The following is a 22,115-nucleotide window of genomic DNA, read 5'->3' as shown; positions in this document are numbered from 1 at the left end:
CTATCGAATGCAGGTTCGAAAATGCTGTCCCGCTGGACAACACCCCTCCTTCGAGTGACACCTGTCGGGGATTGAGCGCCGCCACGGCGGGGAGATCTTCAACGGGAGGCGGACCGCTCGGGGAAACCGGTCCGAGGGGAATGACCCTGAGAGCTCGGGGCTCCGGGTCAGCACAGGGGAGGACAGGCCCCGGCGCCCTGCGGCGCCGGGGCCCAGAACGTCTCCGCGGCACATCCTCCCGCCCCTCCCCCGCCGGACGGCGTCACCGCCGGACCAGGGCCAAAGAGCCCTCGGGTCATGTGCCTCACGCCCCGGCGCCGCACCCACGGCGGCCGAACGCCCCGGTCCGGCGCATCGCATCCCGGATGCCCCGGAACCGAAACGGTGCCGCGACGTCCGTGCCCGCCACGGGAGACGACGCGTATGCGGCGACGGGCGCCGGCCGGCTCCGGGCATCGCCGCGGGCGGCCGCCCCGGACGCGCTCAGGCCTTGGCGACGAACACGTGGGAGGCGACGTCCGACTCCAGTTCGGCCGCCTCGCCGCCGCTGCCGACCAGCACGCCGCCCGCCGCCTCCGTCACGCTCACCACCGAGCCGGGCTGCACACCGGCCCGGCGCAGCGTGTACATCAGCTGCGCGTCGGTCTGGATCGGCTCACCGATCCGGCGCACGACGACCGTCTTGCCCTCGGGCCCCGGGTCGAGACTGGCCAGCGACACCATGCCCTCGTCCAGGAACGGGTCCGCGCCGTCCTTCTCGCCCAGCTCCTCCAGGCCCGGGATCGGGTTGCCGTACGGCGACTCGGTCGGGTGCCGCAGCAGCTCCAGCACGCGCCGCTCGACGGCCTCGCTCATCACGTGCTCCCAGCGGCAGGCCTCGGCGTGCACCTGCTCCCACTCCAGACCGATCACATCGACGAGCAGGCACTCCGCGAGCCGGTGCTTGCGCATCACCCGCGTGGCGAGCCGGCGGCCCTCCTCGGTGAGCTCCAGGTGCCGGTCGCTGGCGACGGACACCAGGCCGTCGCGCTCCATCCGCGCCACCGTCTGGCTGACCGTCGGCCCGCTCTGGTCGAGCCGCTCGGCGATCCGGGCACGCATGGGGACCACACCTTCCTCCTCCAGCTCGAGGATGGTGCGGAGATACATCTCCGTGGTGTCGATCAGTCCGGACATACGTGCCCCTCGATGAGATCGGCCGGAGGCTCGACGGCTCTCCCGGCTCGTGCGCTGGCCCTGGATTCAATTCTGACGCATACCACCGACAACCGTGCCGCGCCGTCGCAGCGACGGCGTCGCCGGACCCCGGGCGGCGGGACCACGGCGCCACCGGCGCCCCCCGCGCACCGCCGGCCCCTCCGCGCCCGCGGACGCCCGGGCCCGCGGGCCCCTCCCGCGGGCCGGGGACGGCCGCCCCGGTGCCGGAACAGGGCCCGCCGCCCCCCGCGGCGCCCCCGGACGGCCCTGCGACGCACGCCCCCGCACCCGTATTGACACGGCACTGGTCCAGACCGCACCGTGATCCGCGACACAGGCACACCGAAGGGGCCACGCATGAGCGACCGCAAGCCGGCCGGCCGGTTCCTGGACGCGGCGATCGGCCTGCTGCACCGCGTCCGCGACGAGGAGGCCGACGCCGTCGAGGCCGCCGGCACGCTGCTGGCCGACACCGTCGTCGCCGGCGGCCGGCTCTTCGCCTTCGGCGCCGGTCACTCCTCGCTCGCCGCGCAGGACGTCGTCTACCGCGCCGGGGGCCTCGCCCTGATGAACCTGCTGGCCGTACCCGGCGTCGTCGGCGTCGACGTGATGCCGGCCACGCTGGGCTCCGCGCTGGAGCGGGTGGACGGCCTCGCGAGCGCCGTCCTGGACAGCTCCCCCCTCCGCGCGGGCGACGCCCTGGTGATCATCTCGCTGTCGGGCCGCAACGCGCTCCCCGTGGAGATGGCCCTGAACGCCCGCGCGCTCGGGGTGAAGGTCATCGGCGTGACCTCGCTGGCGTACGCCGCGCGGACGAAGTCCCGGCACGCCTCGGGCACCTTCCTGAAGGACCACTGCGACGTCGTCCTCGACTCGAAGATCGCGGTCGGCGACGCGGAGCTCACCCTCGACACCGTGCCGGCGCCCTTCGCCCCCGCCTCCACGGTCGTCGCCACGGCCCTCCTCCAGGCCGTCCTGGCCACCGCCACCGCCGCCCTCGCCGACCGCGGCGTCGAGCCCCCGCTCCTGCGCTCCGGCAACGTGGACGGCGGCCACGACTGGAACGGCCGCGTCCTGGAGCAGTACCGGGACCGCATCTTCTACCGGTACTGAGCGCCGCTCCCCGGCCGGCACCGCGCGGCGCCCGCCCGCCGCCCGGGCCGCGCCCCCTACCGCTCCCGCTCCGCCGCCGCCCCCGCCAGATCCAGCGCCGTCGCGATCCGCACCGCCACGTCCTCCGCGTACGTCACGTCGGAGCGTTCGAACGCACTGCGCCCGGCCGTGCGCAGAAACGTCACGACGCCGAGCGTCCGCCCCCTGCTGCGCAGCACCGCGCACAGGGCGTGCACCGCGTCCGCCGGCCACTGCCGGGCCAGCGCCCACGCGCGCGCCCGCTCGGCCGGCCCGGCACCGGCACTGGCCCGCACCGCCCCGGCCCGCTCCACGCACTGCACCGCCGGATGCCCCTCGTCGTAGCGCACCGGCAGCCCGGCCGCACCGGTCGGCAGGCTCGGTCCGGGCGCCCCCGCGGGCGTGGCCGCGATCCGCACCAGCCGCACCGGGCCCGCCTCCGTGTCCGCCCGCGCCCCGCCCGCCACCCGGTCGATCAGCGCGTGGTCGGCGAACCCGGCGAGCGCGAAGTCCAGGTGGACGGTGGCCGCCTCCGCCGGGTCCTCGCACTCGGCGGCGGCCCGCGCCGCGCGGTGCAGCTGCTGCGCCCGGAACCGCAGCAGCGCCGCCTCCTGCTCACCCTGCTTGACCTCGGTCACGTCCTGGAACAGCCAGCCGACGCCCAGCGGCACCGGCTCCTCCGCGAGCGGCGAGGCCAGCCGCAGGAACCCGCTGCGCCAGCAGCGCCGCCGCTCGCCCTCCGGGGTGCGCACGCTCACCCAGATCTCGGCGGGCGCGGGCGGCGCGCCCTCCGCCAGCACGTGCGTGAGCGCGCTCTCCAGCTCCTCCACGCCCTGCGCGAGCAGCTCCCCGAGCGGCCGCCCGAGGACCGTCGTGCGCCCCGTGCCCAGCGCCCGGGCCGCGTGCGCGTTGACGACGGCGGGCCGCAGATCGGCGTCGACGAGCACCACCCCCCAGCTCGCGTCCTCGAACAGGGCCTCGCTCAGCGCGATGGACCGCTCCAGGTCGATCTGCGCGTGCACCTCGCTGAAGGCGCAGTAGACACCCGCCGGCCGGCCGTCCGGCCCGCGCACGGCCGCCGACTGCGTCCGCACCAGCACCCGGCCGCCGTCCTTGGTCAGCAGCGCGAACTCGTGCACCTGCCGCCCCGGGGCGTGCCGGGCGGACATCAGCCGCGCCTCGACCTCCGCGGCGTCCGCGCTGCGCACGGCCCACCCGGCGAACCCCCGCCGCCCCACCGCCTCGGCCGCGGTCCACCCCAGGATCCGCTCCGCCTCGCGGTTCCAGTGGGTGACGACCCCGTCGGCGTCGAAGGCGCACAGGGCGGCGTCCATCCCGTCGAGCAGCGCCGCCAGCAGATCGGCGCCGTCCCGCTCGGGCTGCTCCGGCTCGTCCGGTCCCAGCTCGTCGGTGGTCCCACTACGCCGGGAAGCACTCACCTGGACCCCCTGCAGGCCGCGTCCGCACGTACGGCGCGTCGGTTCGCTCACTCACCTTCATTCAACTCGAACGTGACGCAGCACACACCGGGTTCCCGCAAGATTGCGGGAATCGTTGCACGACCAGAACACACCCCGGCGGCTCCCCCGGCCCGAGCCGCGACGGCGGCGACCCCGCCGCCGCGGCCCGGCACCCCGGCCGGCGAGCGCGCGGCACCCCGGCCGCGGGACGGACGCGGGAGGGCTACGGGGTCCCGCCCCGGGCGTCCGCGTCGCCGCACAGCGCCTGCCGGTACAGCGCCGACAGCGCGTCGTCGACGGGGTGGCGCCGCGGCTTCCCCGAGGAGTCCAGCTCGTTCCACCGCGTGAGGTTGACCGCGACGGACATCCGGCGCCTGCCGTCGGCCCGGGTCAGGGACATCGTCCCGGCTCCCCAGACCGTGCCGTCGTGCCCCCAGAAGGTCCCGCAGCCCGGAACGTCGACCCTGTGCAGACCGAGGCCGTAGTCGACCGTCGTTCCGTCCAGGGCGCGGACCGGGACCGTGCGCTGCATCTGCGCCAGCGACGACCGGCCGACGATCCCGCCGCCGAGCAGCCTGCCGTAGAAACGGTTGAGGTCCTCCATGGTCGAGACCAGCCCGGCCCCGGTCGTCACCCAGGACATGTCGTAGACGCTGTAGTCGCGCGGCGGATCGATCAAGCCGTACAACGCCTCGTACATCCGCGAGTGCGGCCCCTCGATGCGCGGCCCGGACGGGAACCCGGTGTGCCGGAGCCCGGCCCGCTCGACGACGTTCCGGGTGATGTACTCCTCGGCCGGGATGCCGGTCACCCGCTCCAGGAGCTGGCCGAGGAGCAGGTAGTTGGTGTTGGAGTACACCCCTGTGGGGCCCCCGGGCTCGCCCGCGGGAGGCGCCGCGAGACCCATCTCGATCAGCTCCGCCGGACGGAACCGCCTGAACCGGTTGTCGTCCAGGCTCTCCGGCGAGACGTCCGGCAGGGAAGGCCACGCCCCCAGCGACGGGAACGCGTAGGGGAGGTAGTCGCTGATGCCGCTGGTGTGGTTCAGCAGCATCCGGACCGTCACCTTCCTGCCGCGCTCCCCCGGCACCAGCCGCGGCAGGTAGCCGCCGATCGGCGCGTCGAGCCGGATCCGGCCCGCCTCGACCTGCTGCATCACCGCGGCGGCGGTGAAGGTCTTGGTGATGCTGCCGACGCGCTGCCACATGCCGGGCCGGACCGGACGGCCGGTTGCGACATCGGCGACCCCGGCGGCACCGCGCCAGGTCCGGCCGTCCGCGCGCACCTCGGCGTACACCCCCGGCACCCCCGCCCGGCGGACCCCCTCCAGGGCCGCCTCCAGCCGCCCCGGATCGAGGCCGGCCGACGGGCCCGTACGGCCGGCCGGCCCGGCCTCCGCCCCGCCGGGCGCGGGAGCCGCCGCCACCGTGCCCGCGCACACGCTCAGCGCGGTCACCCCTGCACATAACACCGATCGGATCCTCAAGACATCCGTCCTCTCGTGATCGACGGGCGCGACGGGGACCCTCCCCGCGCTTTCCGGCTTCGGCCGCTCACCCGGCCAGGGCGCGGCGCAGAGCGGCACCGAGCTCGGCGTTCTGCCGCTGCGAGACCTCGGCGGACAACAGCGCCTGCGACCCGTGGAAGGTGCCGGCCCACTGGTGCAGCTCGACCGGCACGCCCGCCCGCAGCAGGCGCAGCGCGTAGTCGATGTCCTCGTCGCGGTTCGGGTCGAACTCCGCGGTGGCGATGTAGGCCGGCGGCAGCCCGGACAGGTCGGCGGCCCGCGCCGGCGCGGCGTACGGCGTGGCGGGCCGGGAACCCAGGTAGTGCCGCCACGCCGCGGCGGCCTTGCCCCGGTCGAACCAGGGCGTGGCGGTGAAGTTCCGCGCCGACCACGTCTCCTGCCGGTCGTCGAGCCCCGGCTGGTTGAGCAGCTGGAAGCGGATCGCCGGCCCCCGCTCGTCGCGCGCCCGCAGCGCCACCGCGGCGGCGAGCCCGCCGCCCGCGCTGTGGCCCCCGACCGCGATCCGCTCCGGATCGACACCGATCCCGGCCGCGTGCTCGGCCGCCCAGGTCAGGACGGCGTAGGCGTCGTCCAGGGCGGCCGGGAACCGGTGCTCGGGCGCCAGACGGTACCCCACCGAGATCACCACCGCGCCGGAGCTCGCCGCGAGCCGGGCGGCCCACGGGTGCTCGGTGTCCAGGTCGCCCATGACGAATCCGCCGCCGTGCAGCCACACGACGGCGCCCCGCGCCCGGCGCGGGCGGTAGATCCGCACCGCCACGTCCGGGTCGGCGGGCACCGTGCGGTCCTCGATCTCCAGGTCCGCGGCGTCCGGCACCGGCACCGCGGCGGCCGCCTCGGCGAGCCTCCTGCGCGCGCCGGCCGGGTCGGCCAGGTCGGTCCGGGGGAGCAGCGGGACGAACGCTTCGAGTTCGGGATCCATGACGGCCATCCTCACGGCCGCCCGCCGCCGGGTCACCCGCCGCCCGTCGCGCGTCCCGCCCCGATCGCGCACCGACCGGCGCGCCCCCTCCTCCTATCCTGCTGCCATGGAGGCACTGGCCGTACGGCTGTCGGGACTGGATCCGTACGTCGACGGCGCGATCCGCATCGTCGCGTTCTACGACACGCTGATGCGCCGGCGGGTAGACCTCCCCGCCCTCGCCCGGGCCTCGGCGGGCCTGGCCGAGTGCGTCGCGGGCGTCCGGCTCCACGGCACGGCACGGGAGATCCGGATCTCGCCCGACGGCCGGGAAGCGCCCGCCCCGCCCCCGCCCGCGTCCACCACGACGCCGGTCACCCTCGACGAGGAGGAGATCGGCGCGGTGTGGCTGGAACGCCCCGGCCCGCCCAACCCGCTCGACGACGTCCTCCTCGAACGGCTCGCCATCGCCGTCGCGGCAACCCTCGAACGGTACGGCCCGGCCCGCACCACCATGGCCGACCCCGCCCTCGTCGAACTGGCGATCAGCTCCGACAGCGACGAGGCCGCCCGGGCACGGGCGTTACGGCTCCTGGGATTCCCCGGCGACCTGCCGGTCCACGCCGTCGCCGTACGCTCCCGCCTCCCGCTCGACCAGATCGCCGGCCTGATCTGCCCGGCCCGCCCGGTGAAGGCGGCACCGCTCGCCGACGTGGGAGCCGTCCTGGCCACCACCACGGACCCGGCCCGGCTCCCGGCAGGCGTGCGCGCGGGCGTCGGCGCCCCCGGAAGCCCCGACCGGTCCTGGCGGCAGGCCCGCACCGCCCTGCGCTTCACCACCCCGCGCGAACCCGTCGTCCACTACACCGGCCTGGGCGCGCTGGCGCTCCTGGCCGAGATCCCCCGGGACGTCTCCCGCGGCAACGCCGACGTGGCCGCCGTCGCCCGCCTCGCCGCCCACCCGGACGACCTGGAGACCCTGGACACCTACTGCGCCACCGGCTCCCTGCGCCGGGCCGCCGACCTCCTCCACCTGCACCACAGCAGCGTCGCCCGGCGGCTCGAACAGATCGCGAGGACCCTGGGGATCGACCTCACCGAGCCCGCCGGACTGACGAGGGCCCGGCTCGCCCTCACCGCGTGGCGGCTGCTCGACGACTGAGCGGAACCCGTCCCGCCGCAGCGGCGGGGCCCCGTCGCGGGGCGCGGGCCGGCCGGCGCGCCCTCGGCCGGCGGGACCGGCGGCGCCCTCCCGGCACGCGTCGGCCGGCCCGTGCCCGCCCGCCGGACCGGGCGGAGGAGGTCCCGGGCACCTGCCCCGGTCGCCGCCGGCCACGGCCCGCGCGTGACCGCCCCGCTCCCCGGGCACCGGACCGCCGGGTGCCGCCCGCCGCTTCGGCCGGGGCCGTCCCCCGCCTCCTCGTGCGCGGAACGCCGGCGCTTCGAAAAAACGGTTGATCGCGGGCCGGGCGCAAGCCGGGCGCGCGGAGCGCTCCCCTATCAAAATGATCGATCCCTTGTTCGGCGAAATGATCCGCTGCACACGAACGAGCGCTCGCTCCCCGGTACGACCGCTCCGCCTCCACCTGATCGCTAGGGTGACCCGCATACGAGAAGGGAGGTCGCTCGCTTCGCCGGCGCGTGCCGGAGCCCGCCTCCTCGGCGGAGCCGGGCCGAGCGACCAGCCCCGGTCATCGCGATTCCCGGAATCAGGGAGGTGCCCCCGATGACTACGTTTCCCGCAGGCGAGCAGACCCACCAGGCTGTGCTTCCTCAGCAGCATGCTCTGGAATCCGTGAGAGCAGACACCCCCGGGAGCAGGGACGAAACGGCTCACGGACACCCCGCCGTCGCGCGGGGCACCGGCGGGGAACATGGGCGAGGGGAGACCGGCGAGCGCGGCACCAGGGTCCGCCGGCGTCACGCCGCCTCCACCGCCGCGGCAGCGGAGGCGGCAGAGAAGGGGAGCGGTGACGCTCCCGTGCACCAACCGGTGCACACAGGCGGCGCCGGCGCCGGCAGGGTCCTCGTGCTGTCCAAGGACGGGCAGCCTCTGATGCCCTGCCACCCCGCTCGCGCCCGCGCACTCATGAGCGGGGGGAGGGCTGTCGTCGCCCGCCACGCGCCTTTCACCATCCGGCTGAAAGACCGCACACGCGCCGGGTCGGAGGTCGATGGCGTGCAGTTGCGCATCGATCCGGGGTCCAGAGGCACCGGGCTCGTCCTCACCGACGACAAGGAGGAGGCCGGTCCGCAGGGAACGACCGTCATGGTCCGGCGCGGGCTGGTCTCCGTCGAGCTCCGGCACCGTGGCGATCGGATTCGCCTGCGCATGCGACAGCGAGCCGGTTACCGGCGCAGACGACGCTCGGCCAACCGCCGGTACAGAGCACCTCGCTCGGCCAACCGGCTCCGCCCCGCGGGGTGGCTGCCGCCCTCGCAGCGCCACCGCATCGACACCACGCTCTCCGTGGCGGCGCGTCTGTGCCGCTACGCACCGGTCACGGAGATCCACGTGGAACGTGTCGCCTTCGACATCCACTCCATCGTCGCAGGCAGGCCTCTCACCGCAGCCGAGTACCGGCAGGGAACGCTCGCCGGGACGGAGACCCGCGCCTACCTCCACGCCAAATGGAACAGAGGCTGCGCCTACTGCGGCATCACCGGCGTCCCCTTGAACATCGACCACCTCACCCCGCGCAGCCGAGGAGGCTCGAACCGCTTGTCCAACCTCGTCCTCGCGTGCGTTCCCTGCAACCAGGCCAAGAACAACAGGCCCGTCGAGGTCTTCCTCGCCGACCGGCGGGACCGGCTCGCGACGATCCTCCAGCAGGTCAGGGCTCCGCTCCACGACGCCGCCGCCATGAACGCGACCCGCCGGCAGCTCACGGCGGCCCTGGGCGCCCTCGGCCGTCCCGTGCAGGCCTGGTCGGGTGGACGCACCCGGTGGAACCGCAGCGCCATGGGACTGGCCAAGACCCACACTCTGGACGCGTTGTGCGTCGGTCGACTGGATCACGAGAACGGTGACGCGATCGTACGGGTTCCCCTGCGGGTGCTCGTCGCCGAGGCCACCGGGCGCGGCTCCTACGCGCGCACCACTCCGGACCGGTTCGGTTTTCCCCGCCTCCGGCGGCCCCGTACCAAGCAGCACTTCGGATATGTCACCGGGGATCTGGTACGGGCCGCTGTGCCCACCGGGAAGTGGACGGGCACGTGGACGGGGCGCGTCTCCGTCCGGGCCCGGGGGCAGCACGGCCTCACCACGCGGGCAGGCCGCTTCAGCGTGTCCCACCGGCATCTGCGGCTCCTGCAGCGGGCCGATGGGTACGGCTACACGTTCCGGCCGGAAGCGACCCGGTCAACTTTCCGGAAAATCGGTTGATAGTCGATCAGCCTCGTTCCTAGGCTGTGAAGCACCGAGGAGAGGAGGTGGTTCGGAGCATGTATGCACACCGGACGTCGGAGGTGACTGCGGGCTAGCGGCCCGCCGTCGTACTCAGTTCGGCGCCGGACCAGCGTGTGTGAGATACACGCAGCCGGCCAATCCAACGCAGTCACCCGACCCGCGAGTCGCCGGTACGTCCGGCCGGCTCCTCCTCGGAGGAACCCGACTCGCGGGTCGTCTGCGTGTACGGGGGCCTTCCGGGCGGGTGGGCCCGGCTCAGTGGGCGATGTCCGCGTAGCCCTCGATCTCCCGCGGGTCGCGCGGGCCCGGGCCGACGTAGCGGGCGGAGGGGCGGACCAGGCGGCCGGTGCGCTTCTGTTCCAGGATGTGGGCCGACCAGCCGGCCGTGCGGGCGCAGGTGAACATCGACGTGAACATGTGGGCCGGGACCTCGGCGAAGTCCAGGACGATGGCCGCCCAGAACTCCACGTTGGTGGCGAGGATCCGGTCGGGGCGCCGGTTGTGCAGCTCCTCCAGGGCCGCCTTCTCCAGCGCCTCGGCGACCTCGAAGCGGGGAGCGCCCAGTTCCCGGGCGGTGCGGCGCAGGACGCGGGCCCGCGGGTCCTCGGCGCGGTAGACGCGGTGGCCGAAGCCCATGAGGCGTTCGCCGCGGTCGAGGGCCTGCTTGACGTATCCCTCCGCGTCGCCGGTGCGTTCGATCTCCTCGATCATGCCGAGGACGCGGGAGGGGGCGCCGCCGTGCAGCGGGCCGGACATGGCGCCGACGGCGCCGGAGAGGGCGGCGGCCACGTCCGCGCCGGTGGAGGCGATCACGCGGGCGGTGAAGGTGGAGGCGTTCATGCCGTGCTCGGCGGCCGAGGTCCAGTAGGCGTCCACCGCCGCCACGTGCTTGGGGTCGGGCTCGCCGCGCCAGCGGATCATGAAGCGTTCGACGACGGAGCGTGCCTTGTCGATCTCGCGCTGCGGGACCATGGGCAGGCCCTGGCCGCGGGCGGACTGGGCGACGTAGGACAGGGCCATGACGGCGGCGCGGGCGAGGTCCTCGCGGGCCTGCTCGGCGTCGATGTCGAGGAGGGGTTTCAGGCCCCAGACGGGGGCGAGCATGGCGAGTGCGGACTGCACGTCGACGCGTATGTCGCCGGAGTGCACGGGGATGGGGAAGGGCTCCGCGGGCGGCAGGCCCGGGTTGAAGGCCCCGTCGACGAGCAGTCCCCATACGTTGCCGAAGGAGACGTGGCCGACCAGGTCCTCGATGTCGACGCCCCGGTAGCGGAGCGCCCCACCTTCCTTGTCCGGTTCGGCGATCTCCGTTTCGAACGCGACGACCCCTTCGAGTCCGGGTACGAAGTCGGACATCAGGCGGCTCCTCGTGAGGTGGGACGACGGATGGTGTGGTGGGGTGGGACGGCCGTGGGCCGGACGTCGGACGCGGTGTCCGCCCGGTGGATCCGCGGTCGTCCGTCGCCGACTCGCGGTCCCCGCGCGTACCCCGGTGATGCCCGGTGCGGCCGGCGGTCATCCCACCGGATCGGAAGCAGCACGATATCCCTGAGTGCCACCTTTGGGGAGTAGTCGCGGCACTCAGTGCCATTCGGTGACGAAGGACACTCTTCCGCGGGACGGGCCGGGGCCGCGATACGGCAAGATGACCGCGTGACCGACCGAGACGCCGTTCCCTTCGATCTCGCCTCGATGCGCAAGCAGTACCGGGCGGAGGGGCTCTCCGAGAGCGACCTGGCCGCCTCTCCCGTCGAGCAGTTCGCCCGCTGGTTCGCGCAGGCCGCGACGGAGGGCGGGATGTTCGAGCCGAACGCCATGGTCGTCTCCACGGCGGACGCCGAGGGCCGGCCCAGTTCCCGCACGGTGCTGCTGAAGCACTTCGACGAGCAGGGTTTCGTCTTCTACACCAACTACGGCTCCCGCAAGGCGCGCGACCTGGCCGAGAACCCGCACGTCTCGCTGCTCTTCCCCTGGCACCCGATGGCCCGCCAGGTCATCGTCTCCGGGGTGGCGCGGCGCACCGCGCGGGACGAGACGGCCGCCTATTTCCGCACCCGTCCGCACGGCTCCCGGCTGGGCGCGTGGGCGAGCGCCCAGTCCGCGGTGATCGCCGGGCGTGCGGAGCTGGACGCGGCGTACGCCGAGCTGGCCGCCCGGTATCCCGAGGGCGAGCAGGTGCCGGTGCCGCCGCACTGGGGCGGTTTCCGGGTGGTGCCGCACGCGGTGGAGTTCTGGCAGGGCCGGGAGAACCGGCTGCACGACCGGCTGCGGTACGTGGCGCAGCCGGACGGGAGCTGGCGGGTGGAGCGGCTCAGCCCCTGAGCGGGCGGGCCGGCCGGGACCGGGCCGCGGGCCGGGCCTCGGGCCGGGCCTCGGGCCGGGTCCGGCAGGCCCTGGACGGTGCGGCGGGTTCCGGCCCCGAGGGGCCGCGCGGGCGGGGGCTACCCCTTCCGCGGCTCCTTCGCCCCGCCCCGTCCCGTCTGCGTCCGCACCGCCCCCATGCTCGCCGCGATGACCAGGGCGATCGCGAGGGCCTCGGTGGTGGTGAGGGCCTGGTCGAGGACGAGGAAGCCGGCGGTCGCGGCGAGGGCCGGTTCCAGGCTCATCAGGACGGCGAAGGTGGAGGCGGGCAGGCGGCGCAGGGCAAGGAGTTCGAGGGTGTAGGGCAGGACGGAGGAGAGGATCGCGACGGCGGCGCCGAGTGCGATCGTCACCGGGTCGACGAGCTTCGCGCCCGACTCGGCGATCCCGAGGGGCAGGAAGAGCGCGGCCGCGACGGCCATGGCGAGCGCCAGCCCGTCGGCCTGCGGGAAGCGCCGCCCCGTGCGGGCGCTGAAGACGATGTACGCCGCCCACATCGCGCCGGCGCCGAGCGCGAAGGCGACGCCGGCCGGGTCGAGTCCGCCGAAGCCCCCGCCGCCGAGGAGGAAGACGCCGGCGAGGGCGAGCCCGGCCCACACGACGTTGATCACGCGGCGGGAGGCGAGGACGGACAGGGCGAGCGGGCCGAGCACTTCCAGGGTGACGGCGGGGCCGAGGGGGATGCGGGCGACGGCCTGGTAGAAGAGGCCGTTCATCGCGCCCATGGCGAGGCCGAAGACGACGACCGTGCCCCAGTCGGTGCGCGAGTGCCCGCGCAGCCGGGGCCGGCAGACCAGCAGCAGCACGATCGCGGAGACCAGCAGGCGCAGCGTCACCACGCCCAGCGCGCCGGCCCGCGGCATCAGCGTCACCGCCAGCGCGCCGCCGAACTGCACCGACACGCCTCCGGCGAGGACGAGGCCGACCGGCCCGAGGGCGCTCCGGCGGTGCGGGGCGCTTCCCGGGGCGGGGGTGGCGGCGGTGCTGGAAGGGGCGGCGCTGGGGGTGGTCACGGGCACATCCGGGGATCGACGGGCTTCGTTCATCGTGATGCACTTGTCGGTCCAGGGTAGTGGACCCTGTCAGGTGTGTGAACCGGATATGGAGCTGTCCTGGCGGCCCGTGCCCTCCAGCGCCTCCGCCAGCACCTCCGCCAGGTGCCGCCCCCGCACCCCCGCCAGCTGCTCCAGCTGGGTGCGGCAGGAGAAGCCGTCCGCGAGGACCACCGCGTCCGGCGGGGCCTGGCGGACCGACGGCAGGAGCTGTTCCTCCGCGCAGGCCCGCGACACCTCGAAGTGGCCCCGGGTGAAGCCGAAGTCGCCGGCCAGGCCGCAGCAGCCGCCGCTCGGCCCGCCGGTGAGGCCGGCGGCCTCGCGCAGGCGGCGGTCGGGGGCGTCGCCGAGGACGGCGTGCTGGTGGCAGTGGGTCTGGCCGACGGCCGCGCGGTCCAGGCGGGGTGGGGTCCAGCCGGGGGCGTGCCGCTCCAGCGCCTGGGCGAAGGTCAGGACCCGGCCGGCGAGCCGGGCGGCGCGCGGGTCGTCCGGCAGCAGCTCGGGCAGGTCGGCGCGGAGGGCCGCCGCGCAGCTCGGCTCCAGGACGACGACCGGCGCGGCCGTGGCCAGCACCGGTTCCATCAGGTCGAGCGTGCGCCGCAGCACCGCGCGGGCGTGGTCGAGCTGGCCGGTGGAGACGTACGTCAGTCCGCAGCACACGCGGGCGCGGCGGGCCGTGAGCAGGGCCGCGGCCGAGCGGGTCCGGCCGTCGCCGACCGGGTGCCCGCGCGTCCGCAGCGTCGGCGGCAGCGCCACCCGCAGCCCGGCCGCCTCCAGCACGCGCACGGCGGCCCGGCCGACGGACGGTGTCAGGTGCTCGGTGAAGGTGTCGGGCCACAGCACCACCAGGTCGCCGTCCGGCCGTTCCGCCGGCCGCCGGGCGCGCCACCACCGGCTGAAGGTCTGCCGCGCCAGCTTGGGGATCTCCCGCTCCGGCGCGATCCCGGCCAGCCGCTTGGCGGCCCGCGCGAGGGGCCGTACGCCCGCCAGCGCGTTGAGGGCCGCCGCCGCGCGGGCGCGGGAGGCCCAGTGCAGCCACTGCGGCAGCCGGCCCATGCTGTAGTGCGCGGCCGGGCGCCGCCGGCCGGCGTAGTGGTGGTGCAGGAACTCCGCCTTGTAGGTGGCCATGTCGACCCCGACCGGGCAGTCCGAGCGGCACCCCTTGCAGGACAGGCACAGATCCAGCGCGTCCCGCACCTCCGTCGAGCGCCAGCCGTCGGTGACCAGCTCGCCCGCCAGCATCTCGTGCAGCAGCCGGGCCCGTCCGCGCGTGGAGTGCGCCTCCTGTCCCGTCGCCCGGAAGGACGGGCACATCACGGCCGCCCCGGACACCGGCGTCGTGCGGCACTTGGCGACGCCCACGCAGCGGCGTACGGCGGCCGCGAAGTCGCCGCCGTCGGCGGAGTAGCCGAAGGTCACGTCGACGGGCTCGCGCGGCAGGACGGAGAAGCGCAGGCCCGAGTCCAGGGGCGCGGGGCGTACCAGCATCCCGGGGTTGAGCAGGTCGTCGGGGTCCCAGACGCCCTTGGCCCGCTCGAAGAGGGCCACCAGTTCCGTGCCGTACATCCTGGGCAGCAGCTCGGCGCGCGCCTGCCCGTCGCCGTGCTCGCCGGACAGCGAGCCGCCGTGCGCCACGACCAGGCCGGCCAGTTCCTCGGAGAAGCGGCGGAAGCGGGCGACGCCCGGTTCGGTCAGCAGGTCGAAGTCGATCCGGGCGTGGATGCAGCCGTCCCCGAAGTGCCCGTACGGCGTGCCGCGCAGTCCGTGCGCGGCCAGCAGCGCCCGGAAGTCCCGCAGGTAGGCGCCGAGCCGGGCGGGCGGCACCGCGCAGTCCTCCCAGCCGGGCCAGGCCTCCGAGCCGTCCGGCATCCGGGTCGCCGTGCCGGCGGCGTCCTCCCGGATCCGCCACAGCGCGCGCTGGGCGCCCGGATCGGCCACCACCAGGAAGTCCACGACGTCGGCCGCCCGCACGATCGTCTCGGCCCGCGCGCGTGCCTCCTGCTCGGACTGGCCGCCGGTCTCCACGAACAGCCAGGCCCCGCCCCGCGGCAGCCCCGCCGCGGAGGGCACCAGGTCGGCCGCCATGCCCTCCACGGTGAGCGGCCGGTGCGGCAGCAGTGCGGCGGCGGCCTCGGCGGCGGCGCTCTCGTCGGCGTACGCCAGCACGGCCAGCGCCCGTGCGCGGGGCGCCTCGACCAGCCGGACGACCGCCTCGGTCAGGAGGCCCAGCGTGCCCTCCGAGCCGCAGAAGGAGCGGGCCACGTCGGCGCCGTTCTCCGGCAGCAGCGCGTCCAGCGCGTACCCGGAGATGCGGCGGGGCAGCTCGGGGAAGCCGGTCCGCAGCCGCGCCAGCTCGCCCTCGGCCAGCGCCTGCAGCCCGTCCGGCGCCCCGGCCCAGCTCCGCCCGAGCCGCAGTCGCTGCCCGCGCGCGGTGATCACGTCCAGCTCCCGCACGCTGTCCGCGGTCGTGCCCCAGGCCACCGAGTGCGCGCCGCAGGAGTTGTTGCCGATCATCCCGCCGAGGGTGCACCGGCTGTGCGTGGAGGGGTCCGGGCCGAAGCGCAGGCCGTGCGGGGCGGCGGCCTCCTGGAGCCGGTCGAGGACCAGGCCCGGCTGGACGACGGCCGTGCGCTCCCGCGGGTCCAGGGCGATCAGCCGGTTCATGTGCCGGGTGAAGTCCAGCACCACGCCCGTGCCGGTCGCCTGCCCCGCGATCGAGGTCCCGCCGCCGCGCGCCACGACCGGCACGCCGTGCTCCCGGCACACCGCCAGCACGGCCGCCACGTCGTCGGCGTCCCGCGGCGCCACGACCCCCAGCGGGACCCGCCGGTAGTTGGACGCGTCCATGGTGACCAGCGCCCGGGAGGCGACGTCGAACCCGACGTCGCCCCGGACGGCCTCGCGCAGCTCACCCTCGAGATCGGCCATAGGTCCAGCAAAGCAGCCCGCGCGCCTCCCGTCAGGCGTCCGGGGGCGGGGCCGGGCCGCGGCGCCCGGATCCCGCCGCTCACCCCGATGGCGTCTCACCCGACGGAACACGTTTCGCCCGGTTTACCGGAGGGACTACGCTCCCGTCCGTGGCTGAGATCCAGATTCCCTCTGACATCAAGCCCGCGGACGGACGTTTCGGCGCGGGTCCCTCCAAGGTGCGGACGGAGGCGCTGGACGCCCTCGCCGCCACCGGTACCTCCCTCCTGGGCACCTCCCACCGCCAGGCCCCCGTCAAGAACCTGGTCGGCAAGGTGCGCGAGGGCATCAGCGAGCTGTTCCAGCTGCCCGACGGCTACGAGGTGATCCTCGGCAACGGCGGCTCCACCGCGTTCTGGGACATCGCGACCCACGGCCTGATCGAGAACAGGTCGCAGCACCTCAGCTTCGGCGAGTTCTCCTCCAAGTTCGCCAAGGCCGCCAAGCTCGCCCCGTGGCTGGCCGAGCCGGACGTCATCTCCGCCGACCCGGGCACGCACCCCGAGCCGGTCGCCGAGGCGGGCGTGGACGTCTACGCCTTCACCCACAACGAGACCTCGACCGGCGTCGCCATGCCGATCAGGCGGGTGGCCGGCGCCGACGAGGGCGCCCTGGTCCTGGTCGACGCCACCTCCGGCGCCGGCGGCCTGCCCGTCGACATCGCCGAGACCGACGTCTACTACTTCGCCCCGCAGAAGTCCTTCGCCTCCGACGGCGGCCTGTGGATCGGCGTCTTCTCCCCGGCCGCGCTCGAGCGCGCCGAGCGGATCCACGCCTCCGGCCGCCACATCCCGGAGTTCTTCTCGCTGCCGACGGCGATCGACAACTCCCGCAAGAACCAGACGTACAACACCCCGGCGCTGGCCACCCTCTTCCTCCTCAACGAGCAGCTGGAGTGGCTCAACGGCCAGGGCGGCCTGGACTGGGCGGTCCGCCGCACCGCCACCTCGGCGCGCACGCTGTACGGCTGGGCCGAGGACGTGAAGTTCGCCAACCCGTTCGTCGCCGACCCGGCCAAGCGCTCCCAGGTCATCGGCACGATCGACTTCACCGACGAGGTCGACGCCGCCGCCGTCGCCAAGGTGCTGCGCGCCAACGGCATCGTCGACACCGAGCCGTACCGCAAGCTCGGCCGCAACCAGCTCCGCGTCGCGATGTTCCCGGCGATCGACCCGGCGGACGTCGAGGCGCTGACGAAGTGCGTCGACTACGTGATCGAGCGGCTGTAGTCGTCGCCCGTACGACATGCGCGAGGGGCGCCCGGCGGACCGTCCGCCGGGCGCCCCTCGCGTGGGCGTGCCGCCGTGGCGCGCCCCTACGTCCTCAGACCTTGGTGCTCCGCCGGCCCGCGCGATCACCTGCTGGGCGCCGGCATCCGGAACGACCGGGTCCATCGTCCCCCGTACCCCTTCCCCGACCCCCGCGGCCTGTTCCCCGAACCGTGGGCGAGCGGACCTCCTCGCTACGGACGCAAGGGGTGATGCGGGGGACGACGGCCGCGCCGCACGGCCCCGGCCCGGCTACCCCCGCCGCATCAGCCGCCGCAGCCCGAACACGGCGGCGCAGGCCACGGCCACCGCGAGGGCGCCCGTCCTGAGGCCGTCGCCGGATCCGTCTCCGCCGTCCGCGCCGCCGCCTTGCGCACTCCCGTTCGCCGCGGGCGGCTCGGGGGCGCCGGGCGCGTCCTTCGCCTCCACGGCGCTTTCCGTGCCCTCGCTGCCGTACATCAGCTTCGTGCCGTCGGCGGAGTAGGTCATGGACTCGCCCTGCGCCTGGAAGGGCACGCCGAGCCGGCCCTTGCGCTCGATCCTCCCGCCGTTCCAGGCGTACCAGAGGCCGCCGAAGTAGCCGCGCACGGCGAGCTGTTCGCCGTCCGGCGAGAAGGCGGCGTCGGTGGCCCACAGGTCGACGGGGGCGGTGGGCCGGAAGACGTTGGTCCCGGAGGGGGAGAGCCGGGCGGGCCCCTCGTACAGGTGGCCGCCCTCCTCCTGTTTGTCGATGAGGTAGACGCGCCCGGTCTTCGGGTGCACCACGAGCGACTCGGCGTCGCGGGGCCCGTCGGAGTAGCGCACGACGTACTGCGTGGCGCGGACCGCCTGGTCCCGAAGCCGCCGGGGTTCCGGGAGCCGGTAGACCCACACGTGGTCCCACACCACGCCGTCGTTGTCGCCGATGTCGCCGACGTAGATCTGGTCGTCCGGACCGATGGCGACGGCCTCGACGTCGCGGGGGGTGCCCACGCCGGTCAGGGTGATCGTGGCGACGGTCTCGCCGGTGCGGCTGTCGACGGCGTAGAGGTAGGCCCCCTCGTCCTGGTCGTTGTGCGTCCAGTAGACGCCGGGGTGCCGGTGCGAGGCGGCCAGGCCGCTGGACTCGGTGATGCGCGGGTCCCTGATCGTGAAGCTCTCGTTCCCGTCGGCGGCGGAGGCGGGCGCGGCGGCTCCGCCCACGAGGAGGGCCGCGGCGAGGCAGGCGAACGGTCGGCGCATGACCCAAGCCTGCCATCCCCGCGACCGGTTCACGGGCGCGCGAGGTGATCGAGGGGCGCGTGGCCGGTCTCACACCCCGCCCGGCGCCGCGATCGACCATCATGAGCGGATGCTCAGGTTCATGCCCGTCGGTGACTCCATGACGATCGGGAGCGCGGGCGACCACACGTGGCGCTACCGGCTGTGGCAGCACCTGTGCCGGTCGTACGGCGGCCCGTTCACCCTCGTCGGCCCGCGCGAGGCGCTCTACGACAAGGCGGCGGACGCGCCGACGTCGTACGCCTACGCCGATCCGGACTTCCCGCGCGCCCACCTGGCCGGCTGGGGCGAGGGCTGGCTGCACATGGCCCCGCTGATCGGCGAGGCGGTACGGGCCGGCCGGGCGGACGTCCTGCTCGTCTCGCTCGGCCTGATCGACCTGGGCTTCTACACCGACGCCGAGCAGACCGCGCAGAACGTGCGGAGCTTCGTGGCCGGGGCGCGGGCGGGCAACGCCCGAATCCGGATGGTCGTGCTGCCGGTGATACCCAACATACGGGCCGCGTCGGAGCCGGCGTTCGCGGCGGAGGTGGCCCGCTTCAACGAACTGCTGGCGAAGACGGTCGCCGACCTGGACGAGCCGCGCTCCCCCCTGCTCCTGGCCTCGCCGCCCCCGTCGTACGACCTCCGCACCGACACCTACGACGGCACGCACCCCGGCGCGAGCGGCGAGCACAAGATCGCGGCGGCCTTCGCGGACGCGATGCACCAGGCGTGGGACCTGGGCGAGCCCTACGCCCTGTGACGGTCCGCGCGCACCCGCCGGGGAGCCGGCTCGCGCGGATCCCTCCGTCCTGATCACCGCGCGTGTCGTTGCCCTGCGCGGCCGTGCTCGCGGAAGGCGCGGCCGCGCCCCGGCCCTCACCCGGTTCACCCGGACGCGCGGTCGTCCCGGCCCGCCCCGCGCCCGCCCGCGCGCCGCGGCGCACGCCGTGTCCCCCGTGCCGCGGGCCGCGGCCGGGACCGGCGGCCGCCCGGCGGGGCTCGGCCGGACGGAGAACACGGGGGCGAGCGCGCTTGCCTAGAGCCCACTCCAGGACGTTGGCTTGTGAGTCATGAAGTACACGCAGCTCGGACGCACGGGACTCAAGGTCAGCCGGCTGGTCCTCGGGACCATGAACTTCGGTCCGCAGACCGACGAGGCCGACAGCCACGCCATCATGGACGCGGCGCTGGACGCGGGCATCAACTTCTTCGACACCGCCAACGTGTACGGCTGGGGCGAGAACAAGGGCCGTACCGAGAGCATCATCGGGAACTGGTTCGCGCAGGGCGGCGGACGGCGCGACAAGGTCGTCCTCGCCACCAAGGTGTACGGGAACATGAGCGCGGACGACGCCTCCGTCTGGCCCAACCACGACAAGCTGTCCGCCCTCAACATCCGGCGGGCCGTGGACGCCAGCCTCAAGCGGCTGCAGACCGACTACATCGACCTGTACCAGTTCCACCACATCGACCGGGACACCCCGTTCGAGGAGATCTGGCAGGCGATCGACGTCCTGGTGCAGCAGGGCAAGATCCTGTACGCCGGGTCCTCCAACTTCCCCGGCTACAAGATCGCCCAGGCCAACGAGATCGCCGCCCGGCGCGGCGGGACCATCGGCCTGGTCAGCGAGCAGTGCCTGTACAACCTCGCCGAGCGCCGCGCCGAGATGGAGGTCATCCCGGCCGCGCGGGACTACGGGCTCGGCGTCATCCCCTGGTCGCCGCTGCACGGCGGCCTGCTGGGCGGCGTGATCAAGAAGGAGGTCGAGGGCGGGCGCCGGGCGAGCGGCCGGGCCGCCGACTCCCTGGCCGACCCCGCGGTCCGCGCGCAGGTCCAGGCGTACGAGGACCTGCTCGACAAGCACGGCGTCGAGCCCGGCGAGGCCGCGCTGGCCTGGCTGCTCACCCGGCCCGGCGTGACCGGCCCGATCGTCGGCCCGCGCACCGCCGAGCAGCTCGCCTCGGCCGTGCGCGCCGTCGAGCTGGAGCTGTCGCAGGAGCTGCTGACCGGGCTGGACGAGATCTTCCCCGGGCCGGGGCCGTCGCCGGAGGCCTTCGCCTGGTAGTCCGCCGAGGACGTCCTCCGTCCGGCGGTCCGCCGACGCGATCCCTCGTCCGGCGGTCCGCCGGCGGAGCCCTCCGTCCGGCGGTCGCCGGGCACGGGCGGGGCGGCGGCCGGCTACTTTCCGAGGGCCGCCGCCATCGCCACCACCACGAACATCAGCACGAGCACACCGGCCATGATCCGGTTCCGGGTCTTCGGGTCCACGGCATCGAGGTTAACCGGCCGCGCCGAGCGGCCAGCGGCCGACCGTCTCGTAGCGGGGCTGCTCGCCCGGCGCCCCCGACCTCGGCAGGTTGCTGCGCACCAGGACCAGCTCCCGCACGGTCCAGGTGCGGCTGGTGAACCCGGCCAGGGCCGCCAGGTGCGGCCGGACGTCCACCGTCTGCCGCTCCCGGCCGCGCGCCACCGTCAGGTGGGCCTGGTAGCGGCGGTGCTCCCCGAGCTCGACGCCCGCCTTGCGCCCCGCCGCCTCGGCGCGGCCGGCCAGCAGGCCCAGGGCCCGCACGTCGCCGTCCGCGCCCGTCCACAGCGCCCGCCCGCGCCCGAACTGCCCGCCGCCGCGCAGGGCCAGCGGGAACGGCTCGGTGCGCCGCGCCGCCCGCTCCAGGCGCTCCGCCAGGCCGGGCACGAGGGCGTCGTCGACCTCGCCGTAGAAGGCGAGCGTGAAGTGCCAGCCGGGGCGGCCGGTCCAGCGCAGCCCGTCCGCTCCGGGCAGCTTCCTCAGCGCGGCCACCTCGGCGGCGAGCTGCCCGGTGACGTCGTCGGGCGGCAGGACGGCGGCGAACAGTCTCATGGGGCCAGTCTGCCCGCCGCGCCGGGATCCGGGCGTGTCCCGGTCACCGTGCGTATCGTTGTACCGCGCGGCTGCATCGAGTGCCGGGGCAGCCGGGGAGGAGCGCCACGATGACCGTCCTTGCAGACAGGATCGAGATGGCCGAGAGCGGCGGCGGACTCACCCTCGACATGATGTTCGAGTGGGTGGAGAGGATGCCCGTCCCCGAGGATTACAAGATCGAGATCGTCGGGGGGAACATCTTCATGGCGCCTCAGCGGGACACCCACTGGGACATCATCCTGGACATCGTCGAACAACTGCGCGCCAAGTACCCGCGTCAGCGCGTGAAGTCCGACGTCCGCATCGACTACCCGGGCCACCTCAACGGCTTCGCCTCCGACGTGACGCTGCTGGGCGAGGGCGCCGTCAAGGACTCCAGGGGACTGTGGCGCTGCGCGGACGTCCGGTTCGTCGCCGAGGTGGTCTCCCGGCAGACCGCCGCCAACGACTACGGCCCCAAGAAGGACGCCTACGCCGCCGCCGGGGTGCCGGTGTACCTGGTCGTGGACCCGTACACCGGCCGCTGGCACCTGCACACGCTCCCCCGGGACGGCGAGTACCGGGGCGTCCTCGGCCTCGACTTCGGCCATGAGATCGATCTGACCGGGACGGTCGTCGGCCTCGTCCTGAAGACCGACGAGTTCCCCCGCGACTGACGCCGGCCGGGCCGGGCCGGCGCCGGCGGAGGGCGGCCGG

The 22,115-nt window shown here is 74.8% G+C and carries 17 protein-coding genes; 8 read left to right on the top strand and 9 right to left on the bottom strand.

The window, feature by feature from the left end; translation table 11 throughout:
* Positions 1 to 483 precede the first annotated feature (483 nt).
* Entirely contained in the window at positions 484 to 1,176 is a 693-nt protein-coding gene (locus tag ABD363_RS10015; protein ID WP_344601811.1) for an iron-dependent transcriptional repressor DtxR, read from the bottom strand.
* Between the two features lie 378 nt (positions 1,177 to 1,554).
* Between ABD363_RS10015 and ABD363_RS10010 the strand changes: the two genes are divergently transcribed.
* Complete coding sequence (locus tag ABD363_RS10010) at positions 1,555 to 2,310, top strand: SIS domain-containing protein (RefSeq protein ID WP_344601809.1); 756 nt, start codon at positions 1,555 to 1,557, stop codon at positions 2,308 to 2,310.
* Between the two features lie 56 nt (positions 2,311 to 2,366).
* On the opposite strand, the gene ABD363_RS10005 is transcribed toward ABD363_RS10010, so the two are convergent.
* The 3 genes from ABD363_RS10005 to ABD363_RS09995 all read right to left on the bottom strand — a co-directional run bounded on the left by ABD363_RS10005 (position 2,367) and on the right by ABD363_RS09995 (position 6,238).
* On the bottom strand, positions 2,367 to 3,767 hold the full coding sequence (locus tag ABD363_RS10005; protein WP_344601830.1) for a PAS domain-containing protein: 1,401 nt from the start codon (positions 3,765 to 3,767) through the stop codon (positions 2,367 to 2,369).
* A 244-nt stretch (positions 3,768 to 4,011) separates the two neighbouring features.
* On the bottom strand, positions 4,012 to 5,130 hold the full coding sequence (locus tag ABD363_RS10000; protein WP_344601828.1) for a serine hydrolase domain-containing protein: 1,119 nt from the start codon (positions 5,128 to 5,130) through the stop codon (positions 4,012 to 4,014).
* Between the two features lie 211 nt (positions 5,131 to 5,341).
* Positions 5,342 to 6,238, bottom strand: coding sequence for an alpha/beta hydrolase (locus ABD363_RS09995; protein ID WP_344601807.1), 897 nt, complete (start codon positions 6,236 to 6,238; stop codon positions 5,342 to 5,344).
* Positions 6,239 to 6,344: 106 nt separating this feature from the next.
* Here ABD363_RS09995 and ABD363_RS09990 point away from each other — a divergent pair, with 106 nt between their 5' ends.
* Together ABD363_RS09990 and iscB are read left to right on the top strand one after the other, a co-directional pair.
* Entirely contained in the window at positions 6,345 to 7,379 is a 1,035-nt protein-coding gene (locus tag ABD363_RS09990) for a helix-turn-helix domain-containing protein (protein WP_344601805.1), read from the top strand.
* Positions 7,380 to 8,198: 819 nt separating this feature from the next.
* On the top strand, positions 8,199 to 9,602 hold the full coding sequence (gene iscB / locus ABD363_RS09985) for an RNA-guided endonuclease IscB (RefSeq protein ID WP_344601803.1): 1,404 nt from the start codon (positions 8,199 to 8,201) through the stop codon (positions 9,600 to 9,602).
* Between the two features lie 279 nt (positions 9,603 to 9,881).
* Here iscB and ABD363_RS09980 read toward each other — a convergent pair whose 3' ends face one another.
* Complete coding sequence (locus ABD363_RS09980; RefSeq protein ID WP_344601801.1) at positions 9,882 to 10,982, bottom strand: citrate synthase 2; 1,101 nt, start codon at positions 10,980 to 10,982, stop codon at positions 9,882 to 9,884.
* 297 nt (positions 10,983 to 11,279) lie between these two features.
* On the opposite strand from ABD363_RS09980, the gene pdxH reads away from it, so the two are divergent.
* Positions 11,280 to 11,948, top strand: a complete 669-nt coding sequence (gene pdxH / locus ABD363_RS09975) for a pyridoxamine 5'-phosphate oxidase (RefSeq protein WP_344601799.1) — start codon at positions 11,280 to 11,282, stop codon at positions 11,946 to 11,948.
* 119 nt (positions 11,949 to 12,067) lie between these two features.
* Here the strand turns inward: pdxH and ABD363_RS09970 are convergent, their stop codons facing one another.
* Both ABD363_RS09970 and ABD363_RS09965 read right to left on the bottom strand, forming a co-directional pair.
* The gene (locus ABD363_RS09970) at positions 12,068 to 13,000 is read right to left on the bottom strand and encodes an EamA family transporter (RefSeq protein ID WP_344601797.1); all 933 of its coding nucleotides are present in this window, start codon (positions 12,998 to 13,000) and stop codon (positions 12,068 to 12,070) included.
* A gap of 69 nt (positions 13,001 to 13,069) precedes the next feature.
* Positions 13,070 to 15,967, bottom strand: a complete 2,898-nt coding sequence (locus tag ABD363_RS09965; protein ID WP_344601795.1) for an FAD-binding and (Fe-S)-binding domain-containing protein — start codon at positions 15,965 to 15,967, stop codon at positions 13,070 to 13,072.
* Positions 15,968 to 16,116: 149 nt separating this feature from the next.
* On the opposite strand from ABD363_RS09965, the gene serC reads away from it, so the two are divergent.
* On the top strand, positions 16,117 to 17,235 hold the full coding sequence (gene serC / locus ABD363_RS09960) for a phosphoserine transaminase (protein WP_344601793.1): 1,119 nt from the start codon (positions 16,117 to 16,119) through the stop codon (positions 17,233 to 17,235).
* A 291-nt stretch (positions 17,236 to 17,526) separates the two neighbouring features.
* Here the strand turns inward: serC and ABD363_RS09955 are convergent, their stop codons facing one another.
* Positions 17,527 to 18,495 (bottom strand): WD40 repeat domain-containing protein, encoded by a 969-nt coding sequence (locus tag ABD363_RS09955; RefSeq protein WP_344601791.1) that lies wholly within the window; start codon positions 18,493 to 18,495, stop codon positions 17,527 to 17,529.
* Positions 18,496 to 18,604: 109 nt separating this feature from the next.
* Here ABD363_RS09955 and ABD363_RS09950 point away from each other — a divergent pair, with 109 nt between their 5' ends.
* Together ABD363_RS09950 and ABD363_RS09945 are read left to right on the top strand one after the other, a co-directional pair.
* Positions 18,605 to 19,279 carry an SGNH/GDSL hydrolase family protein gene (locus ABD363_RS09950; RefSeq protein ID WP_344601789.1) on the top strand — a complete coding sequence of 225 codons (675 nt, stop codon included), beginning with the start codon at positions 18,605 to 18,607 and terminating at the stop codon, positions 19,277 to 19,279.
* A gap of 310 nt (positions 19,280 to 19,589) precedes the next feature.
* Complete coding sequence (locus ABD363_RS09945) at positions 19,590 to 20,585, top strand: aldo/keto reductase (protein WP_344601788.1); 996 nt, start codon at positions 19,590 to 19,592, stop codon at positions 20,583 to 20,585.
* Between the two features lie 213 nt (positions 20,586 to 20,798).
* On the opposite strand, the gene thpR is transcribed toward ABD363_RS09945, so the two are convergent.
* The gene (thpR, locus tag ABD363_RS09940; protein WP_344601786.1) at positions 20,799 to 21,377 is read right to left on the bottom strand and encodes an RNA 2',3'-cyclic phosphodiesterase; all 579 of its coding nucleotides are present in this window, start codon (positions 21,375 to 21,377) and stop codon (positions 20,799 to 20,801) included.
* A gap of 110 nt (positions 21,378 to 21,487) precedes the next feature.
* On the opposite strand from thpR, the gene ABD363_RS09935 reads away from it, so the two are divergent.
* A complete protein-coding gene (locus ABD363_RS09935; protein ID WP_344601784.1) occupies positions 21,488 to 22,075 on the top strand; it encodes a Uma2 family endonuclease in 588 nt (195 codons plus the stop codon).
* Positions 22,076 to 22,115 lie beyond the last annotated feature (40 nt).

The sequence above is a fragment of the Streptomyces glaucus genome (assembly GCF_039533365.1).
GTDB classification, from domain to species: Bacteria; Actinomycetota; Actinomycetes; order Streptomycetales; family Streptomycetaceae; genus Streptomyces; species Streptomyces glaucus.
Note: the sequence above shows the minus strand (reverse complement) of the source record. Positions and strands in the feature narration are given on the sequence as shown.

Bases quoted from the DNA above. Each gene is read 5' to 3' on its own strand.
- ABD363_RS09980 (WP_344601801.1), bottom strand. From the start codon at position 10,982: ATGTCCGACTTCGTACCCGGACTCGAAGGGGTCGTCGCGTTCGAAACG.
- ABD363_RS10015 (WP_344601811.1), bottom strand. From the start codon at position 1,176: ATGTCCGGACTGATCGACACCACGGAGATGTATCTCCGCACCATCCTC.
- ABD363_RS09935 (WP_344601784.1), top strand. From the start codon at position 21,488: ATGACCGTCCTTGCAGACAGGATCGAGATGGCCGAGAGCGGCGGCGGA.
- ABD363_RS09955 (WP_344601791.1), bottom strand. From the start codon at position 18,495: ATGCGCCGACCGTTCGCCTGCCTCGCCGCGGCCCTCCTCGTGGGCGGA.
- ABD363_RS09990 (WP_344601805.1), top strand. From the start codon at position 6,345: ATGGAGGCACTGGCCGTACGGCTGTCGGGACTGGATCCGTACGTCGAC.
- ABD363_RS10010 (WP_344601809.1), top strand. From the start codon at position 1,555: ATGAGCGACCGCAAGCCGGCCGGCCGGTTCCTGGACGCGGCGATCGGC.
- ABD363_RS09995 (WP_344601807.1), bottom strand. From the start codon at position 6,238: ATGGATCCCGAACTCGAAGCGTTCGTCCCGCTGCTCCCCCGGACCGAC.
- ABD363_RS09945 (WP_344601788.1), top strand. From the start codon at position 19,590: ATGAAGTACACGCAGCTCGGACGCACGGGACTCAAGGTCAGCCGGCTG.
- thpR (WP_344601786.1), bottom strand. From the start codon at position 21,377: ATGAGACTGTTCGCCGCCGTCCTGCCGCCCGACGACGTCACCGGGCAG.
- ABD363_RS09950 (WP_344601789.1), top strand. From the start codon at position 18,605: ATGCTCAGGTTCATGCCCGTCGGTGACTCCATGACGATCGGGAGCGCG.
- ABD363_RS09965 (WP_344601795.1), bottom strand. From the start codon at position 15,967: ATGGCCGATCTCGAGGGTGAGCTGCGCGAGGCCGTCCGGGGCGACGTC.